At 70.7% G+C, this 18,406-nt stretch carries 17 protein-coding genes and 1 riboswitch; of the genes, 14 read left to right on the forward strand and 3 right to left on the reverse strand.

Annotated elements, in window-relative coordinates; genetic code table 11:
• The first annotated feature begins 254 nt into the window (after positions 1 to 254).
• The 3 genes from ACWDEX_RS33225 (at position 255) to ACWDEX_RS33235 (ending at position 2,190) form a co-directional block, all read left to right on the forward strand.
• Positions 255 to 890 (forward strand): ATP-dependent Clp protease proteolytic subunit, encoded by a 636-nt coding sequence (locus ACWDEX_RS33225; protein WP_450468183.1) that lies wholly within the window; start codon positions 255 to 257, stop codon positions 888 to 890.
• A 7-nt stretch (positions 891 to 897) separates the two neighbouring features.
• Positions 898 to 1,203, forward strand: a complete 306-nt coding sequence (locus ACWDEX_RS33230) for a hypothetical protein (RefSeq protein ID WP_450468184.1) — start codon at positions 898 to 900, stop codon at positions 1,201 to 1,203.
• Between the two features lie 330 nt (positions 1,204 to 1,533).
• Positions 1,534 to 1,713: riboswitch (cyclic di-AMP (ydaO/yuaA leader) on the forward strand.
• Positions 1,714 to 1,716: 3 nt separating this feature from the next.
• On the forward strand, positions 1,717 to 2,190 hold the full coding sequence (locus tag ACWDEX_RS33235) for a C40 family peptidase (RefSeq protein WP_450468185.1): 474 nt from the start codon (positions 1,717 to 1,719) through the stop codon (positions 2,188 to 2,190).
• 169 nt (positions 2,191 to 2,359) lie between these two features.
• Here ACWDEX_RS33235 and ACWDEX_RS33240 read toward each other — a convergent pair whose 3' ends face one another.
• On the reverse strand, positions 2,360 to 3,487 hold the full coding sequence (locus ACWDEX_RS33240; protein ID WP_450468186.1) for an 8-amino-7-oxononanoate synthase: 1,128 nt from the start codon (positions 3,485 to 3,487) through the stop codon (positions 2,360 to 2,362).
• A 146-nt stretch (positions 3,488 to 3,633) separates the two neighbouring features.
• Between ACWDEX_RS33240 and bioB the strand changes: the two genes are divergently transcribed.
• The 11 genes from bioB to purB all read left to right on the forward strand — a co-directional run bounded on the left by bioB (position 3,634) and on the right by purB (position 17,135).
• On the forward strand, positions 3,634 to 4,803 hold the full coding sequence (gene bioB / locus ACWDEX_RS33245) for a biotin synthase BioB (RefSeq protein WP_450468187.1): 1,170 nt from the start codon (positions 3,634 to 3,636) through the stop codon (positions 4,801 to 4,803).
• Positions 4,796 to 6,076, forward strand: coding sequence for an adenosylmethionine--8-amino-7-oxononanoate transaminase (locus tag ACWDEX_RS33250; protein ID WP_450468188.1), 1,281 nt, complete (start codon positions 4,796 to 4,798; stop codon positions 6,074 to 6,076). Before bioB ends, ACWDEX_RS33250 begins: the two co-directional genes overlap by 8 nt.
• Before the next feature lies 1 nt (position 6,077).
• Positions 6,078 to 6,794 carry a dethiobiotin synthase gene (gene bioD / locus ACWDEX_RS33255; RefSeq protein ID WP_450468189.1) on the forward strand — a complete coding sequence of 239 codons (717 nt, stop codon included), beginning with the start codon at positions 6,078 to 6,080 and terminating at the stop codon, positions 6,792 to 6,794.
• 177 nt (positions 6,795 to 6,971) lie between these two features.
• Positions 6,972 to 7,811: an ABC transporter ATP-binding protein gene (locus tag ACWDEX_RS33260; RefSeq protein ID WP_450468190.1), complete on the forward strand. Its 840-nt coding sequence runs from the start codon at positions 6,972 to 6,974 to the stop codon at positions 7,809 to 7,811.
• Between the two features lie 7 nt (positions 7,812 to 7,818).
• Positions 7,819 to 10,386 carry an ABC transporter permease gene (locus tag ACWDEX_RS33265; RefSeq protein ID WP_450468191.1) on the forward strand — a complete coding sequence of 856 codons (2,568 nt, stop codon included), beginning with the start codon at positions 7,819 to 7,821 and terminating at the stop codon, positions 10,384 to 10,386.
• A 49-nt stretch (positions 10,387 to 10,435) separates the two neighbouring features.
• Positions 10,436 to 11,326 (forward strand): LLM class F420-dependent oxidoreductase, encoded by an 891-nt coding sequence (locus ACWDEX_RS33270; RefSeq protein WP_450468192.1) that lies wholly within the window; start codon positions 10,436 to 10,438, stop codon positions 11,324 to 11,326.
• A gap of 95 nt (positions 11,327 to 11,421) precedes the next feature.
• A complete protein-coding gene (locus ACWDEX_RS33275; protein WP_450468193.1) occupies positions 11,422 to 11,886 on the forward strand; it encodes a GNAT family N-acetyltransferase in 465 nt (154 codons plus the stop codon).
• 142 nt (positions 11,887 to 12,028) lie between these two features.
• A complete protein-coding gene (locus ACWDEX_RS33280; RefSeq protein ID WP_450468194.1) occupies positions 12,029 to 13,354 on the forward strand; it encodes a hemolysin family protein in 1,326 nt (441 codons plus the stop codon).
• Positions 13,351 to 14,364 (forward strand): hemolysin family protein, encoded by a 1,014-nt coding sequence (locus ACWDEX_RS33285; RefSeq protein ID WP_450468195.1) that lies wholly within the window; start codon positions 13,351 to 13,353, stop codon positions 14,362 to 14,364. Before ACWDEX_RS33280 ends, ACWDEX_RS33285 begins: the two co-directional genes overlap by 4 nt.
• 116 nt (positions 14,365 to 14,480) lie before the next feature.
• Positions 14,481 to 15,320: a GDSL-type esterase/lipase family protein gene (locus ACWDEX_RS33290; RefSeq protein WP_450468196.1), complete on the forward strand. Its 840-nt coding sequence runs from the start codon at positions 14,481 to 14,483 to the stop codon at positions 15,318 to 15,320.
• Positions 15,321 to 15,692: 372 nt separating this feature from the next.
• The gene (gene purB / locus ACWDEX_RS33295; protein ID WP_450468197.1) at positions 15,693 to 17,135 is read left to right on the forward strand and encodes an adenylosuccinate lyase; all 1,443 of its coding nucleotides are present in this window, start codon (positions 15,693 to 15,695) and stop codon (positions 17,133 to 17,135) included.
• A 205-nt stretch (positions 17,136 to 17,340) separates the two neighbouring features.
• On the opposite strand, the gene ACWDEX_RS33300 is transcribed toward purB, so the two are convergent.
• Both ACWDEX_RS33300 and ACWDEX_RS33305 read right to left on the reverse strand, forming a co-directional pair.
• On the reverse strand, positions 17,341 to 17,553 hold the full coding sequence (locus ACWDEX_RS33300) for a hypothetical protein (protein ID WP_450468198.1): 213 nt from the start codon (positions 17,551 to 17,553) through the stop codon (positions 17,341 to 17,343).
• 127 nt (positions 17,554 to 17,680) lie between these two features.
• On the reverse strand, positions 17,681 to 18,403 hold the full coding sequence (locus ACWDEX_RS33305) for an ABC transporter permease (protein ID WP_450468199.1): 723 nt from the start codon (positions 18,401 to 18,403) through the stop codon (positions 17,681 to 17,683).
• Between the last annotated feature and the right edge of the window lie 3 nt (positions 18,404 to 18,406).

Raw genomic sequence — 18,406 nt, forward strand, 5'->3', positions numbered from 1 at the left:
GCGCCGGAAGGTCCTCGTAGCGGAGCTACTAGGACATTTCGGCAACGCCGCGAGCGGCCGTGCCGGGCGTCGCGACGCCGCTCCCTATTGCCCCCAGGTCGTTAGTCCGATGCCCTGACCTGCCCCTCTGGACGGAAGATCCCGTTGTGCCCCGTAACGGCGGCCGCCTTTTTTCGCTCTCAGCATGGCTCCCTGCCATAAGAACGTACGTCCTGTACGTTTTTTACGGGACCGACTCCGAGGAGGCGCGAGCCATGATCCGACCGTCCGCCCGCCATGTCCTGCCCGAGTTCACCGAGCGCACCAGCTACGGGCACCGGACCCTTGATCCGTACGCGAAGCTGCTGGACGAGCGGATCGTGTTCCTGGGGACACCGATCGACGACACCGCGGCGAACGACGTGATGGCGCAGTTCATGCACCTGGAGCACCTGGATCCGGACCGGGACATCTCGCTGTACATCAACTCACCCGGCGGCTCGTTCAGCGCGATGACCGCGGTCTACGACACGATGCAGTACGTCGGGTGCGACGTGGAGACGATCTGCCTCGGCCAGGCGGCCTCGGCCGCGGCCGTACTGCTCACCGGGGGCACCCCCGGCAAGCGGTTCGCGCTGCCCGGCGCGCGCGTACTGATCCACCAGCCGTCCCTTCCGGAGCCCGTACAGGGGCAGACCAGTGATCTGACCATCCAGGCAGCGGAGTTGACGCGCACCCGCAGGCAGTTGGAGGAGATGCTCGCACGGCACACTGGGCAGAGTCCGGAGCGGATCGCCGCCGACATCGAGCGGGACAAGATCCTCGACGCACCGGCAGCGGTGGAGTACGGACTGGTCGACCGTGTCATTCCTACCCGCAGGGCGTCACACACCGACTCCGGCGCGAGGTGAGCCGCCGGTGCTGCCGCCCGAACTCCCTCCACTGCCCGCACTGACCCGCGCCGAGGCGGAACTGATCGACCGGTACCTCGACGTGGTCGACCTGCTCGGCCGCATCAACCCCGCGCACTCCGCGGACACCTACCGCGGGCTGCGCGCCGCCCAGGCGCTGGCAAGCAAGGCGGCGGCCCTGCGGGACGCGCTGGCGCTGATGCACCAGCGCGGGGAGAGCGACCTGCACGGCCCGACGCTCGCCCGAGCCCTGCGCGTCCTCGACGGCGAACGGCGCACGGCTCGTCTCACGGTGCCACCCGAAGAGAACTGACAGGGCGTCAACCACTACGGCGGACGTACCCCGTCCGAAACGGTCCACATGGCGTACCCACGTCCGGAGTAGGCACTCTTCCTTCCGGGGGACAGGAAGGGCCGCGCACCCACCGCTTATTCGAGGCGACAGGGACGCTGCGGTGCAGGTACGCGGCCCGTACACCCCGTCAACTCCCCTCGAACGCAGGGGTATCCACCCGAACGGGTGGATGGTGAGTAACACCACAAAACGCCGATTCCATTGTGATTTTCCGACCTCCTTGCGTGAAGATCCCTTGCTGACGACAAGCCCCCGCCACCGCGGCGGGGCGGTCCGGGCGGACGCCGAGTCCTGCCGCCGCCTGGATGACCGGTCGACAGGAGTGGATCGGCAGGAGTGGAGGACCCAGCAATGCGGGCCACCGGAGAGCTCCGGGCGGTCCTTGGGGTGAAGCCGCGTATGCGGCCGGGCTACTTCGCCAGCCCGAATCCGACAGGTCATCCTTCACAGGCGGCTGACGAAGGGTGACGCATGACTGCGCTCAATCGTGTCCCATCGCTGCTGACCCGGGCCGGTACGGCCTCCGCTCTCACCATCGCCGCCGTCGGCGGCAGCATCGTGGCCCCCGGGGTCGCCGCCCACGCCGCGCCCGCCTCTCCGGCGGCGAAAGCGCTTCGGATCGCCGCATCCGAGAAGGGATCCCCGTACCAGTGGGGCGCCACTGGACCGCATCGCTTCGATTGCTCCGGGCTCACGCTCTACGCGTACAAGAAGGCGGGCAAGAAGCTGCCCCGCACCGCCTCGGCGCAGTACAACAAGACGCACCACGTCTCCACCTCCCACCGCAAGGTGGGAGACCTGGTGTTCTTCCACTCGGGCCGGAACGTCTACCACGTCGGCATCTACGCCGGGAAGGGAAGGATCTGGCACTCCCCGAAGACCGGGGACGTGGTCAGGCTCCAGAAGATCTGGACGAAGAACGTGTGGTACGGGCGGGTCCGCTGAGGCACCCGCCAGGGTGACGGAGCTGGTGCGCCGTCAACCCGGCGGGTATGCGGAGGGCCGCGGTGGCCGACAACTCTGAGCAGCGCGGCGATGACTCAACTCCGATAGGGCGCCTGACGTACGGCCAGGCAGTGCCCACGGGCCGGGCTCGGACGGCGGTTTCACCGGCTCACGGTCGCGTCTCGCCGATCACACGCACCGCGTGCCCGACCTGCTCGTCGGTGAGGTCCGCACGGGCGGTCAGCCGCAGCCGTGACATGTCGTCGGGCACCGACGGCGGCCGGAAGCAGCCGACGGCGACTCCCGCCGTCCGGCAGTCGGCCGCCCACCGCACGGCCTGTTCGGCGGATGGTGCCCGCACCGAGACGACGGCGGCGTCCGGCCGCACCACCCTGTGGCCCTCGGCCGCGAGGCGGGAGTGTAGGGCCGCCGCCACCGTGCGGGCCCGTGTGGCGCGCTCGGGCTCGCGGCGCAGCAGGCGCAGCGCCGCGAGGGCCGCGCCGACGGCGGCTGGGGCGAGCCCGGTGTCGAAGATGAACGTCCGGGCCGCGTTGACCAGATGGTCGATCACCGGCGTCGGGCCGAGCACGGCGCCGCCCTGGCTGCCCAGCGACTTCGACAGTGTCACCGTCACCACCACGTCCGGCGCGCCCGCGAGCCCCGCCGCGCCCGGGGCTCCCCGGCCGCCGGACCCGAGGACGCCGAGGCCGTGGGCGTCGTCGACGATCAGTGCGGCGCCGGACTCCCGGCAGGCGGCGCCCAGTTCGGTCAGCGGAGCGGCGTCGCCGTCCACCGAGAAGACCGTGTCGGAGACCACGACGGCGGGTCCCCGGTGGGTGTCGAGCGCCTTGCGGACCGCGTCGGGATCGGCGTGGGCGACGACCTGGGTGGTGCCGCGCGCGAGGCGGCAGCCGTCGATGAGCGAGGCGTGGTTGCCGGCGTCGGAGACGATCAGGGAGTCGTGCGGCGCGAGCGTGGTGACGGCCGCGAGATTGGCCGCGTACCCGGAGGAGAAGACGAGGGCCGCCTCGAAGCCGCAGAAGTCGGCCAGTTCTCGCTCCAGTTCGCCGTGCAGATCCGTGGTGCCGGTGACGAGCCGGGAGCCGGTGGAGCCACCACCCCACCGACGAGCCGCCGAAGCCGCGCCCTCGGTGACCTCCCGGTGGCGGGCGAGGCCCAGGTAGTCGTTGCTCGCGAGGTCCAACAGCGGGGAGTCCGCGGCACGGGGGCGCAGGGTGCGGACGAGCCCGGCCCGGCGGCGCGCCTGCGCCTGCTCTTCGATCCAGTCGAATGCCATAGGTCTCCCAGGGCGTTGTAAGCAGTGAACAGACATTAGCCGCAGGGCAGCCCATCCGGGGTGTGGTGATACCCACACCGCGAACGGTGTCTGTTGTGCGAAGTCTCCTTGGCCCGAGGCACTCCGGTAGGACAGGATCGGCTCCCATGAACCTGCTGAACACGCTGGTGGACAAGGGGCTGCGGCGCGAGACGCCGACCCGCGAGGAGGCGCTCGCGGTCCTCGCCACCTCCGACGACGACGTGCTCGATGTGGTGGCTGCGGCCGGCAAGGTGCGCCGCCACTGGTTCGGGCGACGGGTGAAGCTCAACTATCTCGTCAACCTGAAGTCCGGGCTGTGCCCTGAGGACTGTTCCTACTGTTCTCAGCGGCTCGGTTCGAAGGCGGACATCCTCAAGTACACCTGGCTCAAGCCGGACGATGCCTCGAAGGCCGCCGCGGCCGGCGTCTCGGGCGGCGCCAAGCGGGTCTGTCTGGTGGCGAGCGGGCGCGGGCCCACCGACCGGGACGTGGACCGGGTCTCCGAGACCATCAAGGCGATCAAGGAGCAGAACGAGGACGTCGAGGTGTGTGCCTGCCTGGGCCTGCTCTCCGACGGCCAGGCCGAGCGGCTGCGCACCGCGGGCGCGGACGCCTACAACCACAACCTGAACACGTCCGAGGCGACCTACGGCGACATCACCACCACCCACACCTACGCCGACCGGGTGGACACCGTGCACAAGGCGCACGCGGCCGGCCTGTCCGCCTGCTCGGGACTGATCGCGGGCATGGGTGAGAGCGATGAGGACCTGGTGGACGTGGTCTTCTCGCTGCGCGAGCTGGACCCGGACTCGGTTCCGGTGAACTTCCTGATCCCCTTCGAGGGCACCCCGCTCGCGAAGGAGTGGAACCTGACCCCGCAACGGTGTCTGCGGATCCTGGCGATGGTGCGGTTCGTGTGCCCGGACGTCGAGGTGCGCATCGCGGGCGGCCGCGAGGTCCACCTCCGTACGATGCAGCCGCTGGCCCTGCACGTGGCCAACTCGATCTTCCTCGGTGACTACCTCACCAGCGAGGGCCAGGCGGGCCGGGCCGATCTGGAGATGATCGCGGACGCCGGGTTCGAGGTGGAGGGCACGGAGCAGGTGACGCTGCCGGAGCACCGGGCGGCGGGCGGGTGCGGCAGTCACGAGAGCGCCGGATGCGGATCTCACGAGGGCAGCGGTGCCTGTGGTTCCGCTGCGGCCCGCGACCCACAGGCCGGCGAGTCCCGTACGGACCTGGTCGCCGTACGCCGCCGGGGTGCCGGAACGGATCTCGCGCCCAATGCCTGAGCTGCCCGTGGACGAGCTGCTGGACCTGGACCGGCGGCATGTCTGGCATCCGTACGGCCCCATGCCGGGACGCCAGGAGCCGTTCGTCGTGGAGTCGGCGAGCGGTGTGCGCCTGCGTCTCGCGGACGGCCGCGGCGAGCTCGTCGACGGCATGTCGTCCTGGTGGTCGGCGATCCACGGCTACAACCACCCGGTGCTCAACGAGGCCGCGCGTGCCCAGCTCGAGCGGATGAGCCATGTGATGTTCGGTGGGCTCACCCATGAGCCGGCCGTTCGGCTCGCCAAGCTCCTTGTCGACATGTCGCCCGAGGGTCTCGAGCACGTCTTCCTCGCGGACTCCGGTTCGGTCTCGGTCGAGGTCGCGGTCAAGATGTGCCTGCAGTACTGGCGCTCGCTCGGCCGCCCTGGCAAGCAGCGCCTGCTGACCTGGCGGGGCGGCTACCACGGCGACACCTGGCACCCGATGTCCGTGTGCGATCCCGAGGGCGGGATGCACGAACTGTGGCGGGGCGCCCTGCCCCGGCAGGTGTTCGCAAAGGCGCCGCCGGCCACGTACGAGGAGTCGTACGCGGACCATCTGCGCGCCATGATCGAACGGCACGCGGACGAACTGGCCGCGGTGGTTGTCGAACCGGTGGTGCAGGGCGCGGGCGGGATGCGCTTCCACTCCCCCGCCTATCTGCGGGTGCTGCGCGAGGCGTGCGACGCGCACGACGTGCTGCTCGTCTTCGACGAGATCGCCACGGGGTTCGGGCGCACCGGCGCGCTGTTCGCCGCGGACCATGCCGCGGTGACACCGGATGTGATGTGCGTGGGCAAGGCGCTGACCGGCGGTTACCTGACCATGGCGGCGACGCTGTGCACCCCGCGGGTGGCCGACGGGATCTCCCGGGGCGAGGTGCCGGTGCTCGCCCACGGCCCCACCTTCATGGCCAATCCGCTGGCGGCCGCCGTGTCCTGTGCCTCGCTCGGCCTGCTGCTCGGCCAGGACTGGCTCTCGGAGGTCAAGCGCATCGAGGCAGGGCTACGGGAAGGGCTCGCGGAAGCGGCGTCCGTGCCCGGGGTGCGGGAGGTGCGGGTACTCGGCGCCATCGGGGTCGTCCAGCTCGACCACGAGGTGGACGTGGCGGCGGCGACGCGGGCCGCGGTGCGCGAGGGTGTGTGGTTGCGGCCGTTCCGCGACCTTGTCTACACGATGCCGCCGTATGTGACCGACGACGCGGACGTGGCACGGATCGCCCGCGCGGTGGGCGCGGCGGCACGGGAGGGATGACATGTCGGTACTGGTGATCACGGGGACCGGCACGGAGGTCGGCAAGACGGTCACGACGGCCGCCGTCGCCGCGGTGGCCGTCGCCGCCGGACGGTCCGTGGCCGTGCTCAAGCCGGCGCAGACGGGCGTGGGGCCTGACGAGCGCGGGGACGCCGACGAGGCGGCCCGGCTCTCAGGGGCGCTCACCACGGTCGAACTCGCCCGCTATCCGGAGCCGTTGGCGCCCGGGACGGCGGCACGGCGGGCCGGGATGCCGCCCGTGCGGCCGCATGAGGTGGCGGAAGCGGCCGCCAAACTGGCCGTCGAGCACGATCTGGTCCTCGTCGAGGGTGCGGGTGGGCTGCTCGTACGGTTCGACGACGAGGGCGGCACCCTGGCGGACGCGGCACGGCTGCTGGCGGCACCGGTACTGGTGGTCGCGCCGGCAGGCCTCGGCACGCTCAACGCGACCGAACTGACAGCACGTGAACTCAGGTTCCGAGGGTTGGACCTGGCGGGAGTCGTCATCGGAAGCTGGCCGCAGGCGGCCGATCTCGCGGCACGGTGCAACCTCGCGGACCTTCCGGTGGTGGCCGGAGCGCCGTTGCTCGGCGCGCTGCCCGCGGGAGCCGGGGCGTACACGCCCGCCGACTTCCGTGCCGGGGCACCCAACTGGCTGGCATCCCGGCTGGGCGGAACATGGAACGCGCAGGCGTTCAGCTCGGCGATCGAGCCGTAGTGTCCTGACACCGCCGGCGACCGGCTGGTGCCCCCCTTGCGCCGGTGCCCGGGGCACGTCCCATGACGGAGACGCGCCTGGACTTCTGGGGGATACCGGGTGTGCCGCGCCTCGCACTACCCTCGGCGAGGACAGGGATGACGGGGACGCCGGTACGTCCACGACGAGGAGGCGGTCTTGTCGACTGCTGCTGCGGAACACGCCCAGGGCAGCGCCGGGGCGGACCGGTTCGCCGCCCGCGCCCGCGGTCTGACGAAGGCGTACGGCTCGGGCGAGACGATGGTGCTCGCCCTCGACGCCGTCGACGTGGACATCGCCCGCGGTCGCTTCACCGCGGTCATGGGCCCCTCGGGTTCGGGGAAGTCCACACTGATGCACTGCCTGGCAGGGCTCGACACCGTCTCGGCCGGTCAGGTCTGGCTCGGCGACACCGAGATCACGGGGCTGAAGGACCGCGAGCTGACCCGGCTGCGCCGGGACCGGGTCGGCTTCATGTTCCAGTCCTTCAATCTGATCCCGACGCTCAACGCGGCCGAGAACATCACGCTCCCCATGGATATCGCCGGCCACAAGCCCGACCAGAAGTGGCTCGACCAGGTCGTCGACACGCTGGGCCTGCGCGACCGGCTGAAGCACCGGCCGTCGCAACTGTCCGGCGGGCAGCAGCAGCGCGTCGCCTGTGCGCGGGCGCTCGCCTCGCGCCCCGAGCTGATCTTCGCGGACGAGCCGACGGGCAATCTCGACTCGCGGGCAGGTCTTGAGGTCCTGGGCTTTCTGCGCGAGGCGGTCGACGAGTTGGGGCAGACGGTCGTCATGGTCACACACGATCCGGGCGCGGCCGCCCACTCCGACCTGGTGCTGTTCCTGGCGGACGGCCGGATCGTGGACGAGAGGGACCGGCCGACGGCGGAGGCGGTGCTGGAGCGCATGCGTCGGTTCGCCGGCAGAAGCGGCCGGGCCCCCGGTGCGGACACGCCCCCGGCTGCCTTCGACGACGTGTCCGGTTACGAGGACTGAGGCGACCGTGCTGAAGGCGACGTTGCGCGGATTCCTGGCGCACAAGGGACGGCTGGCCCTGTCGGCGCTGGCCGTCCTGCTGTCCGTGGCGTTCGTCGCGGGCAGCCTGATCTTCTCGGACACGGTCACCCGGACCTTCGACCGGCTGTTCGCCTCCACGGCGGCCGATGTGACCGTGAGCCCCAAGGAGGACCTGAACGCGCGGCTCCCCTCTGGTGCGACCGAGACCTTGCCCGCGGCGTTGGCGGCGCGGGTGGCCGAGGTCGACGGAGTTGCGGCCACCCGTGTGGACGTCGCCGTCAGCGACATCACGGTCGTCGACCGCAGGCACGACCCGGTGGGGCCGACCACCGGCGCGCCCACCATCGCCAGGAACTGGACCGTCACGAAGCGCAGCCCGGTGAAGCTCACCTCGGGTCACGCGCCGCGCGGCCCCGGCGAGGCGCTTCTGGACGCGGACACCGCCCGGCACAAGCACGTGCGGATCGGCGACACGCTGACGGTGCTCGCGCGACCGGGCTCGTTCAAGGTCCGGGTCGTCGGGATCGCCACGTTCACCACCACCAACCCGGGTGCCGCCCTGGTCTTCCTGGACACCCCGACCGCCCAGACCAGGCTGCTGGGCAGCCCCGCGGCGGCCACCAGCATCTCGGTGGACGCGGCGCCGGGCGTCGGCGACGCCGGGCTCAAGCAACGGATCGTCGCCGCGCTCCACTCCTCCGCGTACGAGGTGAAGACCGCGGGTGAACAGGCCAAGTCCGACACCGACCGGCTCGGTACGTTCCTCGACGTGATCAAGTACGTGATGCTGGGATTCGCCGGCATCGCGGTGCTCGTGGGCGTGTTCCTCATCGTCAACACGTTCTCGATGCTCATCGCCCAGCGCACCCGGGAACTGGGCCTGTTGCGGGCGCTGGGCGCCGACCGGCGGCAGGTGCGCCGATCCGTGCTGACGGAGGCGCTGCTGCTGGGGCTGGCCGGCTCGACGCTGGGGCTCGCCGCCGGCATCGGGCTCGCGGCCGGGCTGATCCGGCTGATGAGCGTGTTCGGTATGAACATCAGGTCCACCGAGATGGTGATCGGCTGGGTGACTCCGGTCTCGGCGTACGTGGTCGGGGTCGGGGTCACCTTCGTGGCGGCCTATCTCCCGGCCCGGCGGGCGGCCGGAGTCTCCCCCATGGCGGCCCTCGCGGACGCGGAAGTCGCCGGTGTGGGGCGCCCGTTGAGGGTCCGCGCGGTGGCGGGCGCGATCGTCGGCGCGCTCGGGGTCGCCGCGCTGGCGGGCTGCGCGCGGGCGACGAAGGTCGCGTCGGCCACCTCCTTCCTCGGCGTCGGTGTCGTTCTCACGCTCGTCGCGACGGTGATCGCGGGCCCGCTGCTGGTCCGCCCGGTGATCCGGGTGCTGGGCGCAGCCTTCCCCGCCCTGTTCGGCACGGTCGGGCGGATGAGCCAGCGCAACGCCCTGCGCAATCCGCGCCGCACCGGCGCCACGGCGTCCGCACTGATGGTCGGGCTCGCCCTGGTGGGCGGGATGTCGGTGGCGAGCGCCTCCATGTCCAAGTCCTTCGACCAGCAGATCGACAAGACCCTGGGCGCCGACTTCATGGTGCAGAGCGGCACCTTCCGCCCGTTCCCCAGGGAGATCACCGACCGGGTCCGGGCCACGGCGGGCGCCGGGCTCGTCGTCCGCGAGCGGCACACCGCCGTGGCGGTGCGGCTGCCGGACGGCGAACGGGTCGAGACCGTGGCCGGAGGCTACGATCCACGGCTCGACGAGGTCGCCCACATCACCTATGCCCGGGGCGATTCGGCCACCGCGCTCGCGAACGGCGCCATCGCCATGGACGTGAAGTTCGCGAGGAACCATGGTGTACGCCTTGGCAGCACGATCCCCGTCCAGTTCCCGGGCGGACGCCACGCCGGTCTGAGAGTCGGCGCGCTCACCGACCAGGGCGGGGCGGAAGGCTTCGGTGTGAAGGGCGGGCTGTTCCTCGGGATGGCGACGCTCGAGAAGTACGTACCGGGCGGGCAGGACTCCGCGCTGTACGTCAACGCGGCACCCGGGACGCCCAAGGACCGGTTGCGGTCCCACCTGGAGAAGACCCTCGACGCCTACCCCCAGGTCCAGGTCCGCGATCAGGCCGACTACAAGAAGCTGGTGCACGACCAGATCGCCGTGCTGCTCTACCTCGTGTACGCGCTGCTCGGCCTGGCCATCGTCATCGCGGTGCTCGGGGTGGTCAACACTCTGGCACTGTCGGTCGTCGAGCGCACCCGTGAGATCGGGCTGCTGCGCGCCATCGGGCTCGCGCGGCGGCAGTTGCGCCGGATGATCCGGCTGGAGTCGGTGGTGATCGCCGTCTTCGGGGCCGTGCTCGGGCTGGCGCTGGGACTCGTGTGGGGCGTGTGCACGCAGCAGGTCCTCGCGCTGAAGGGCATGAAAGCGCTGGCGATCCCGTGGGGCACGATCGCCGCCGTGGTGGTGGGTTCGGCGGTCGTGGGAGTGGTGGCGGCACTGCTGCCCGCGCTACGAGCCTCGCGTATGAACGTACTGGCGGCCATCGCGCACGAATGATGTACTCGGCACGCACTCAAGTCACTTCATCTGTGATTGAGGAGAGTTCATGCCACGTCCGTTCCGTTTCGGCGTCAATCTGCTCGATCCCGCACCGGCCGACGAATGGCGCGCCAAGTGCCGGCGCGCCGAGGAACTCGGCTACGACGTGATCCTCGTCCCCGACCATCTCGGCTGGCCCGCACCGTTCCCGGCACTGGTCGCTGCGGCAGGGGCGACCGAGCGTGCCCGGGTGGGCACGTTCGTACTCAACGCCGGTTTCTGGAATCCAGTGCTGCTCGCCCGCGAGGTGGCCACGACGGACGCGCTGACGGACGGGCGCCTCGAACTCGGCCTCGGCACCGGCTACGTACAGGCCGAGCACGACAAGGCGGGACTGCCGTACGGCTCGGCGAAGGAACGCGTGGACCATCTCCGGCACGTGGTCGAGGAGTTGGACCGGTTACTCGGCTTGCCGGAGCACCAGCCGCAGCCCGTGCAGCGGCCGCGGGTACCGCTGCTGATCGGCGCCAACGGCGACCGGATGCTGAAGCTCACCGCCGAGCACGCCGACATCGCGGCGTTCACGGGCGCCCGCACTGTACCGGGAAGCACGACAGGAAAGCTGGCGCCGATCACGGACGAGGAGCTCGACGAACGCGTCGCCCTGTACCGGAAGCTCGCGGCGGACCGCGCGGAACCCGCCGAGCTGAACCTGCTCGTCCAGATGGTCGTGGTCACCGACGATCGCGTGGGAGTGGCCCGGCAACTGCTGGAGCGCTTCAAGGGCCCGACCCTCGAACAGGTCCTGGCACTTCCCATCCTCCTGCTCGGCACCGTGGAGCAGATCGTCGGGCAGGTGCGCGCGCAACGCGAGCGGTACGGGTTCACCTATCTGACCGTTCTGGAGCCGTACATGGAGGCGTTCGCGCCGGTGATGGAGGAGCTGCGCGGCGCGTAGCCGTCCACCTGCCGGAATCGGCTGCCGGCATCGATCAGGCCGTCCGCATGCTGGAATTGCCCGCCCAAGATCGCGGTGCATGGTGTCATCGCCGCATGACTGATCTGCGGATACGGGCCGCCGGATGCGAGGACCTCGACGTCGTACTGGCCTTCTGGAAGCTGGCAGCCGAGGGCACGAGCATCAGCGACGACCGGGACGGCGTGGAACGGTTGGTCGCCCACGACCCCGAGGCGTTGATCCTGGCGATGGGGGTCCCCCCGGGTCGAACGGAGTCGAGACCTTGGGGGAGGGACGGCGAGCTGGTCGGCACGGTGATCGCCGGCTTCGACGGCTGGCGGTGTCACCTGTACCGGCTGGCGGTCCATCCCGAGCGGCGCCGTCTCGGAATCGGCTCGGCGCTGCTGGCCGCCGCGCAGGAGCGGTTCGTACGGCTCGGTGGGCGACGCGGCGACGCGATGGTCCTGGAGCGCAACGAGAGGGCGCACCACGTGTGGCGGGCCGCGGGGTACACACCCCAGGAACAGTGGCGACGCTGGGTGAAGCCCTTCACTCCCTGACTCACTTTGCGCAATCTTTGCCAGGGGTGGATCGGGCCGCCCCACCATGGAAGTGTGAGTGTCCGTCGATGAGCGAGCATCCCCCTCCCCGACATCGCGCGGTCGTCGCGTCCCTGCACGATCCTGGGACGGAGGTGACCCGATGACCGAAGTGCTCCTCCTGCTGGTGGCGATTCTGCTCTCGCTCGCCTGCGGTGGCTTCGTCGCGGCCGAGTTCTCCCTCACCACGGTCGAGCGCAGCGAGCTGGAGCATGCCGCGGAGCGCGGTGAGCGCGGTGCGTCGGGCGCCCTGAAATCCGTACGCAGCTTGATCTTCCAGATCTCCGGCGCCCAGCTCGGGATCACCGTCACCAACCTGGTGGTCGGCATGCTCTCCGAACCGTCGATCGCCAGGCTGATCGCGGGCCCGCTGAAGTCACTGGGCCTGTCACGGTCCACGTCCACGTCCGTCGCCCTCGTCATCGGCACGGGTCTGTCCACCGTCTTCCTGATGGTGGTCGGTGAGCTGGTGCCCAAGAACTGGGCGATCTCCTCACCGCTGGCCGTGGCCAAGCGGGTGGGTACGCCGCTGCTCTGGTTCAGCACCGCGTTCCGTCCGTTCATCAGGCATCTGAACAGGATGGCCAACCGCGCCGTGCGTCACTTGGGCATGGAACCGGCCGAGGAGCTGGCCTCCGCGCGCAGCCCCCAGGAACTGGTGACGCTCGCCCGGCACTCCGCGAAGAAGGGCGCACTGGAGGCGGACACCGCCGAGCTGTTCGTCCGCACTCTCAACCTCGCCGACCTGACCGCGGAGAACGTGATGACGCCGCGTGTCCAGGTCGTCGCCCTGGACGTACGGGCCACCTGCGAGGACCTGGCGAACGCGACACGCGCGACGGGCCTGTCGCGTTTCCCCGTCTACCGCGGCAGCCTAGACACTGTCGTCGGCACCGCACACATCAAGGACGTCGTGGCCGTGCCCGCCGACGCACGACCACGACGTTCGGTCGTCCAGGTGATGCGCGAGCCGCTGTTCGTCCCGGAGTCCCTGACCGTCGACCGGCTGCTGGACCAGCTCTCCGGCAAGCGCACGATGGCCGTCGTCATCGACGAGTACGGCGGCACCGCCGGGGTCGCCACACTCGAGGACATCGTCGAGGAAGTCGTCGGCGAGGTACGCGACGAGCACGACCCGCACGAGACGCCCGACCTGGCCCCGGCCGGCACGGACCTGGCCGGCCGGGCACTGTACTCGGCCGACGGCTCGGCCCGTGTCGACCAACTGGCACGCGTCGGACTGCGGGTGCCCGAAGGCCCGTACGAGACGCTGGCCGGCCTCGTCGCCACCGAACTCGGTCGTATCCCGGCCGAGGGCGACACCGTCGAAGTCGCCGGATGGCGCCTCGACGTGGTGGACGCCTCCGGCCGCAGGGCCGCACGCGTGCTCATGCACGCACCACCCCCCGCCGGGGAGGGGAAACAGTGACCCTCGTGCAGCTACTGATCGGTCTGCTGACGCTCGTCCTGAACGCCTTCTTCGTCGGCGCCGAGTTCGCGCTGATCTCCGTCCGTCGCAGCCAGATCGAACCGCACGCCGAGGCGGGCGACCGGCGCGCCCGCAGCGTCCTGTGGGGCCTGGAGCACGTATCGGAACTGCTGGCCGCGGCACAGCTCGGCATCACCCTGTGCACCCTGGTCCTCGGTGTGGTCGCGGAACCGGCGATCGCGCACCTGCTGGAACCGGTGTTCTACGCGGTAGGCATCCCGCAGAAAGCGGGCAGCGGCATATCGTTCGTGATCGCGCTGGTCCTCGCGACATATCTGCACATGCTGCTCGGTGAGATGGTGCCGAAGAACGTCGCGCTCGCGGAGCCGATGCGCCTGGCGCTGCTGCTCGCGCCGCCGCTGGTCGGACTGTCCCGGGCGCTGCGCCCGGTGATCTTCACCGTGAACGCCCTCGCGAACGGGCTGCTGGCACTGCTGGGCGTGGAGACGAAGGGCGAGGTCACGGCCACCTACTCGGACGACGAGCTGGCGCGCCTGGTCAAGAGCTCCGGTGAGGCCGGGCTCATCGACGACCGAGCGCTGGAACGGTTGCACGACGCACTGGAACTGGGCCGCCGGCCCGCGCGCGACGTGGTGGTGCCGCTGGAACGCGTCGTCTACGCGCGTGTGGGCATCACTCCGGGGCAGTTGGAGCGGCTGTCGGCCGAGTCCGGCTTCTCGCGCTTCCCGGTCGTCGAAGAGGACCGGCGGATCATCGGCTATCTGCACGTCAAGGACGCGCTGGACGCCTCGGCACAGGACACGCCGTTCCGGCTGCGCGACCTGCGTCCCGTCGCACGGGTACGGGAGAGCACACCACTGGACGACGTACTCACGGCGATGCGGGGCAGCCGTACTCATCTGGCGGCGGTCATGGGCGCGGACGGACGGCTGGCCGGGCTGGTGACGATGGAGGACGTGCTGCGGGAGCTGTTCGGACAGCCGACCTGACGGCCGGTGGGTATCGCCGTCGGCCGCTCGGTGCGAGACGTGACACGGGAAGCCGGCGTACGCACGGAGGGCGACCGACCGACGGGTATGCCCCGCGGGATACCATCGACGGCGCCATGCAGACGAACCCCACATACACCAGCCTGGTCGCGGTCGGCGACTCCTTCACCGAGGGCATGTCGGACCTGCTGCCCGACGGCTCGTACCGCGGCTGGGCAGATGTCCTCGCGGGCCGGATGGCCGCACGGACACCCGAGTTCCGGTATGCCAACCTCGCCGTGCGCGGCAAGCTGATCGGGCAGATCGTCGACGAGCAGGTGGAGCTCGCCGCCGCGATGCGCCCCGATGTGATCACACTGGTCGGCGGGCTCAACGACACGCTGCGGCCCAAGTGCGACATGGGGCGCGTACGGGGTCTGCTGACGGAGGCCGTGGAGCGGCTGGCCCCCTCGTGCGAGCAGCTCGTCCTGATGCGCAGCCCCGGCCGCCAGGGCCCGGTCCTCGAACGCTTCCGTCCCCGCATGGAGGAACTGTTCGCCTGCGTCGACGAGCTGGCCGCCCGGCACGGTGCGCTCGTGGTCGACCTGTACGGGGCGCCGTCGCTGGGGGACCCACGCCTGTGGGACGTGGACCGGCTGCACCTGACCACCGAGGGTCACCGCCGGGTGGCGGAGGCAGTGTGGCAGACGCTCGGCTATGAGGCGGAGGACACGCGGTGGCGTACGCCGCTGCCCGAGAGCGTGCCGCCGAGCTGGCTCGCCCGCCGCACCGCGGACATCCGTTTCACCCGGCAGCATCTGCTGCCGTGGATAGGACGCCGGCTGACGGGCCGCTCGTCGGGCGACGGCCGGACAGGCGCCCATTTCAGCGCTGAGCTGGGAAAAGCCTTCTGGGTCACCCCTGCGGACCACACAAACCCCGGCCCTGTGACGGACTGGCGACAGGTGGGCACCTAGGGCGTGTTTCGAAAGTCCCGTCGTCCGCCCGAAGGGCGGGCCCCGCGGCGTCTGGTGCGGGGCCTCGCAAGGCGGAGGGTCGCCCGCGTACTGGGCGTACGCGGGCGATCCCGACAACGCGGCGTGGGGGTCCCCCCTGCTCGAAGAGCTTGAGGGAGTGCCGTGCCAGGCGTCGCGGGGCAGGCGGGACTTTCGAAACACGCCCTAGACTCGTCCAGCATTGCAGCCGTGACGGGCAACGTTTGCCCGTCAAGGAGCGGCGTCCGGGGCGACCGCCCGCGCCCACTCGTCCTCCGTGACGGGCGTCTCGTAGGTTCGGCCGAACCGGGCCACGGCGCTGGCCTGCACGAATCGCCAGTAGAATCCGTTTACGTGACTGCTGCGCCCGCAAAGCCCCGTATCCCGAACGTCCTCGCCGGACGGTACGCCTCCACCGAGCTCGCCACGCTCTGGTCCCCCGAACAGAAGGTGAGGCTGGAGCGCCAGCTCTGGCTCGCCGTGCTGCGGGCCCAGAAGGACCTGGGGATCGAGGTGCCGGACGCGGCGATCGCCGACTACGAACGCGTCCTCGACCAGGTCGACCTCACTTCGATCGCCGAGCGCGAGAAGGTCACCCGGCACGACGTGAAGGCACGGATCGAGGAGTTCAACGCTCTCGCCGGGCACGAGCACGTGCACAAGGGCATGACCTCGCGTGACCTGACGGAGAACGTCGAGCAGTTGCAGATCCGGCTGTCGCTGGAGCTGGTGCGCGACCGCACGGTGGCCGTGCTGGCGCGCCTCGGCAGGCTGGCGGGCGAGTACGGCGAACTGGTCATGGCCGGCCGCTCGCACAACGTGGCCGCCCAGGCCACCACCCTCGGCAAGCGCTTCGCCACCGCCGCCGACGAGCTGCTCGTCGCGTACGCACGGGTCGAGGAGCTGCTGGGCCGGTACCCGCTGCGCGGCATCAAGGGCCCGGTCGGCACGGCGCAGGACATGCTGGACCTGCTCGGCGGGGATGCGGACAAGCTCGCCGAGCTGGAGCGGCGGATCGCCGGACACCTGGGTTTCTCGCAGGCCTTCACCTCGGTCGGCCAGGTCTATCCGCGCTCGCTCGACTACGAGGTCGTCACCGCGCTGGTGCAGCTGGCCGCCGCGCCGTCCTCACTGGCGAAGACGATCCGGCTGATGGCCGGGCACGAGCTGGTCACCGAGGGCTTCAAGCCCGGCCAGGTCGGCTCCTCCGCGATGCCGCACAAGATGAACACCCGCTCCTGCGAGCGCGTCAACGGCCTGATGGTGATCCTGCGCGGCTACGCCTCCATGACCGGCGAGCTGGCGGGCGACCAGTGGAACGAGGGCGACGTGTCCTGCTCGGTGGTGCGCCGGGTGGCGCTGCCGGACGCGTTCTTCGCGCTGGACGGTCTTCTGGAGACGTTCCTGACGGTGCTCGACGAGTTCGGCGCCTTCCCCGCCGTCGTCGCCCGTGAGCTGGACCGCTACCTGCCGTTCCTCGCCACGACGAAGGTACTGATGGCCGCGGTGCGCGTGGGCGTGGGCCGTGAGGTCGCGCACGAGGCCATCAAGGAGAACGCCGTCGCCTGCGCGCTCGCGATGCGCGAGCAGGGCGCCGAGCGCAACGAACTGCTGGACAGGCTGGCCGCGGACGAGCGCATCCCGCTGGACCGTGGTCGGCTGGACGCTCTGATGGCCGACAAGCTGTCCTTCACGGGCGCCGCCGCCGACCAGGTCGGGGCGGTCGTCGGCCGTATCGAGGAGATCGTGAAGCAGCACCCGAAGGCCGCCGGCTATGCCCCGGGGGCGATTCTCTGACCCGGTTCACAGGAGCTGGAGGCCGTCCGCGACTGTCTGGTATCAGACGTGGTCGCGGACGGCCTCGGTCGCTTCTTGCGCCCTCGGACCGGCCGTTGCGCCACTCACGACCGGTCCGAGGGTTCACCCCGACACGTCTGCACGCCTCGGGATTTGGCGAAGGCAGGGTGGTTGCCTTGCAGGCAGCCGGCCTGACAGCAACCGGTTACCTGACCACCCGCTCACAGCAGCGACCATCGACGAACTCCGGGACATGCGCGAAGCCGGACGGCTCGTAGGCGACAGCGCTGCAGCGCACGGTCCCTCTGGGGCTCTCGATGCGGAACGTGCCGAAGAAGGACCCGTGGCGGGGTGCCCCATGGAAGGCCTCGCAGCCCCGCCCCACCGCCATGAGCGTGTCATGACGGGTCTCCAGCATCACGCACCGGTAGGTGGCGTCAAGCGAACCTCGGTCCGGAGCCCCAGGGCCGCCCGCCGTTCGCGACGGTCGCGGCGTCCTCCCCTCCCACTTCGGCTATCGCCGGGCCGCACGGCCGCCCCCGCACTCAGGCGTCCCGGCGCTCCAGGCGCCAGAGGCCCGCGAGCAGCGCCGCCCCCGTCCACACCGCCGTCACCGCCAGCCCCGTCCAGGGGCCCAGCATCCCGTCGGACGTCCGGTGCAGGACTACCTGTCCCGCCTTGTCGGGCAGCAGGTCCGCCGCGGTGCCCGACATTCCTCCGATCACGAAGGACACGAGGAGCAGGAACGGCACGAGGACGCTCAGCGTGGCGATACCGCTGCGCAGCAGTGCCGCGAGCCCGGCGGCGAACAGCGCCATCAGCGTCAGGTAAAGACCGCAGCCCACGACACCGCGCAGGCTGTCGGACCAGCTCAGTCCGCTCGCCTTGGTGCCGAGGACCGCCCTGCCCACCAGCAGGCTCACCGTCCCGGCCACCAGGCCGACGGCGAAGACCGGTGCACCGATGGCCACCACCTTGGCCGCGAACCATCGTCCGCGCCGCGGCACCGCGGCCAGCGAGAGCCGCAGCGCACCGCCCTGGAACTCCTGCGACACGGCCGTCGCGCCGTACGCGATCGCCGCGATCTGTCCGAAGCTGACGCCGAACAACGCCGAGAACAGCGGGTCGAAGTCGGGGCCCCCGGTGTCGAGTGCAGCCAGTGCGGAGAAGGCCGCCGTGGCGAGCACGATCGCCAGGAGGGCGCCGACCAGCGACCGCAACGTGCGGATCTTGATCCACTCGGAGTGGAGTACGGGTACGAACGCCATGAC

It is taken from the genome of Streptomyces sp. NPDC001020, from assembly GCF_053599115.1.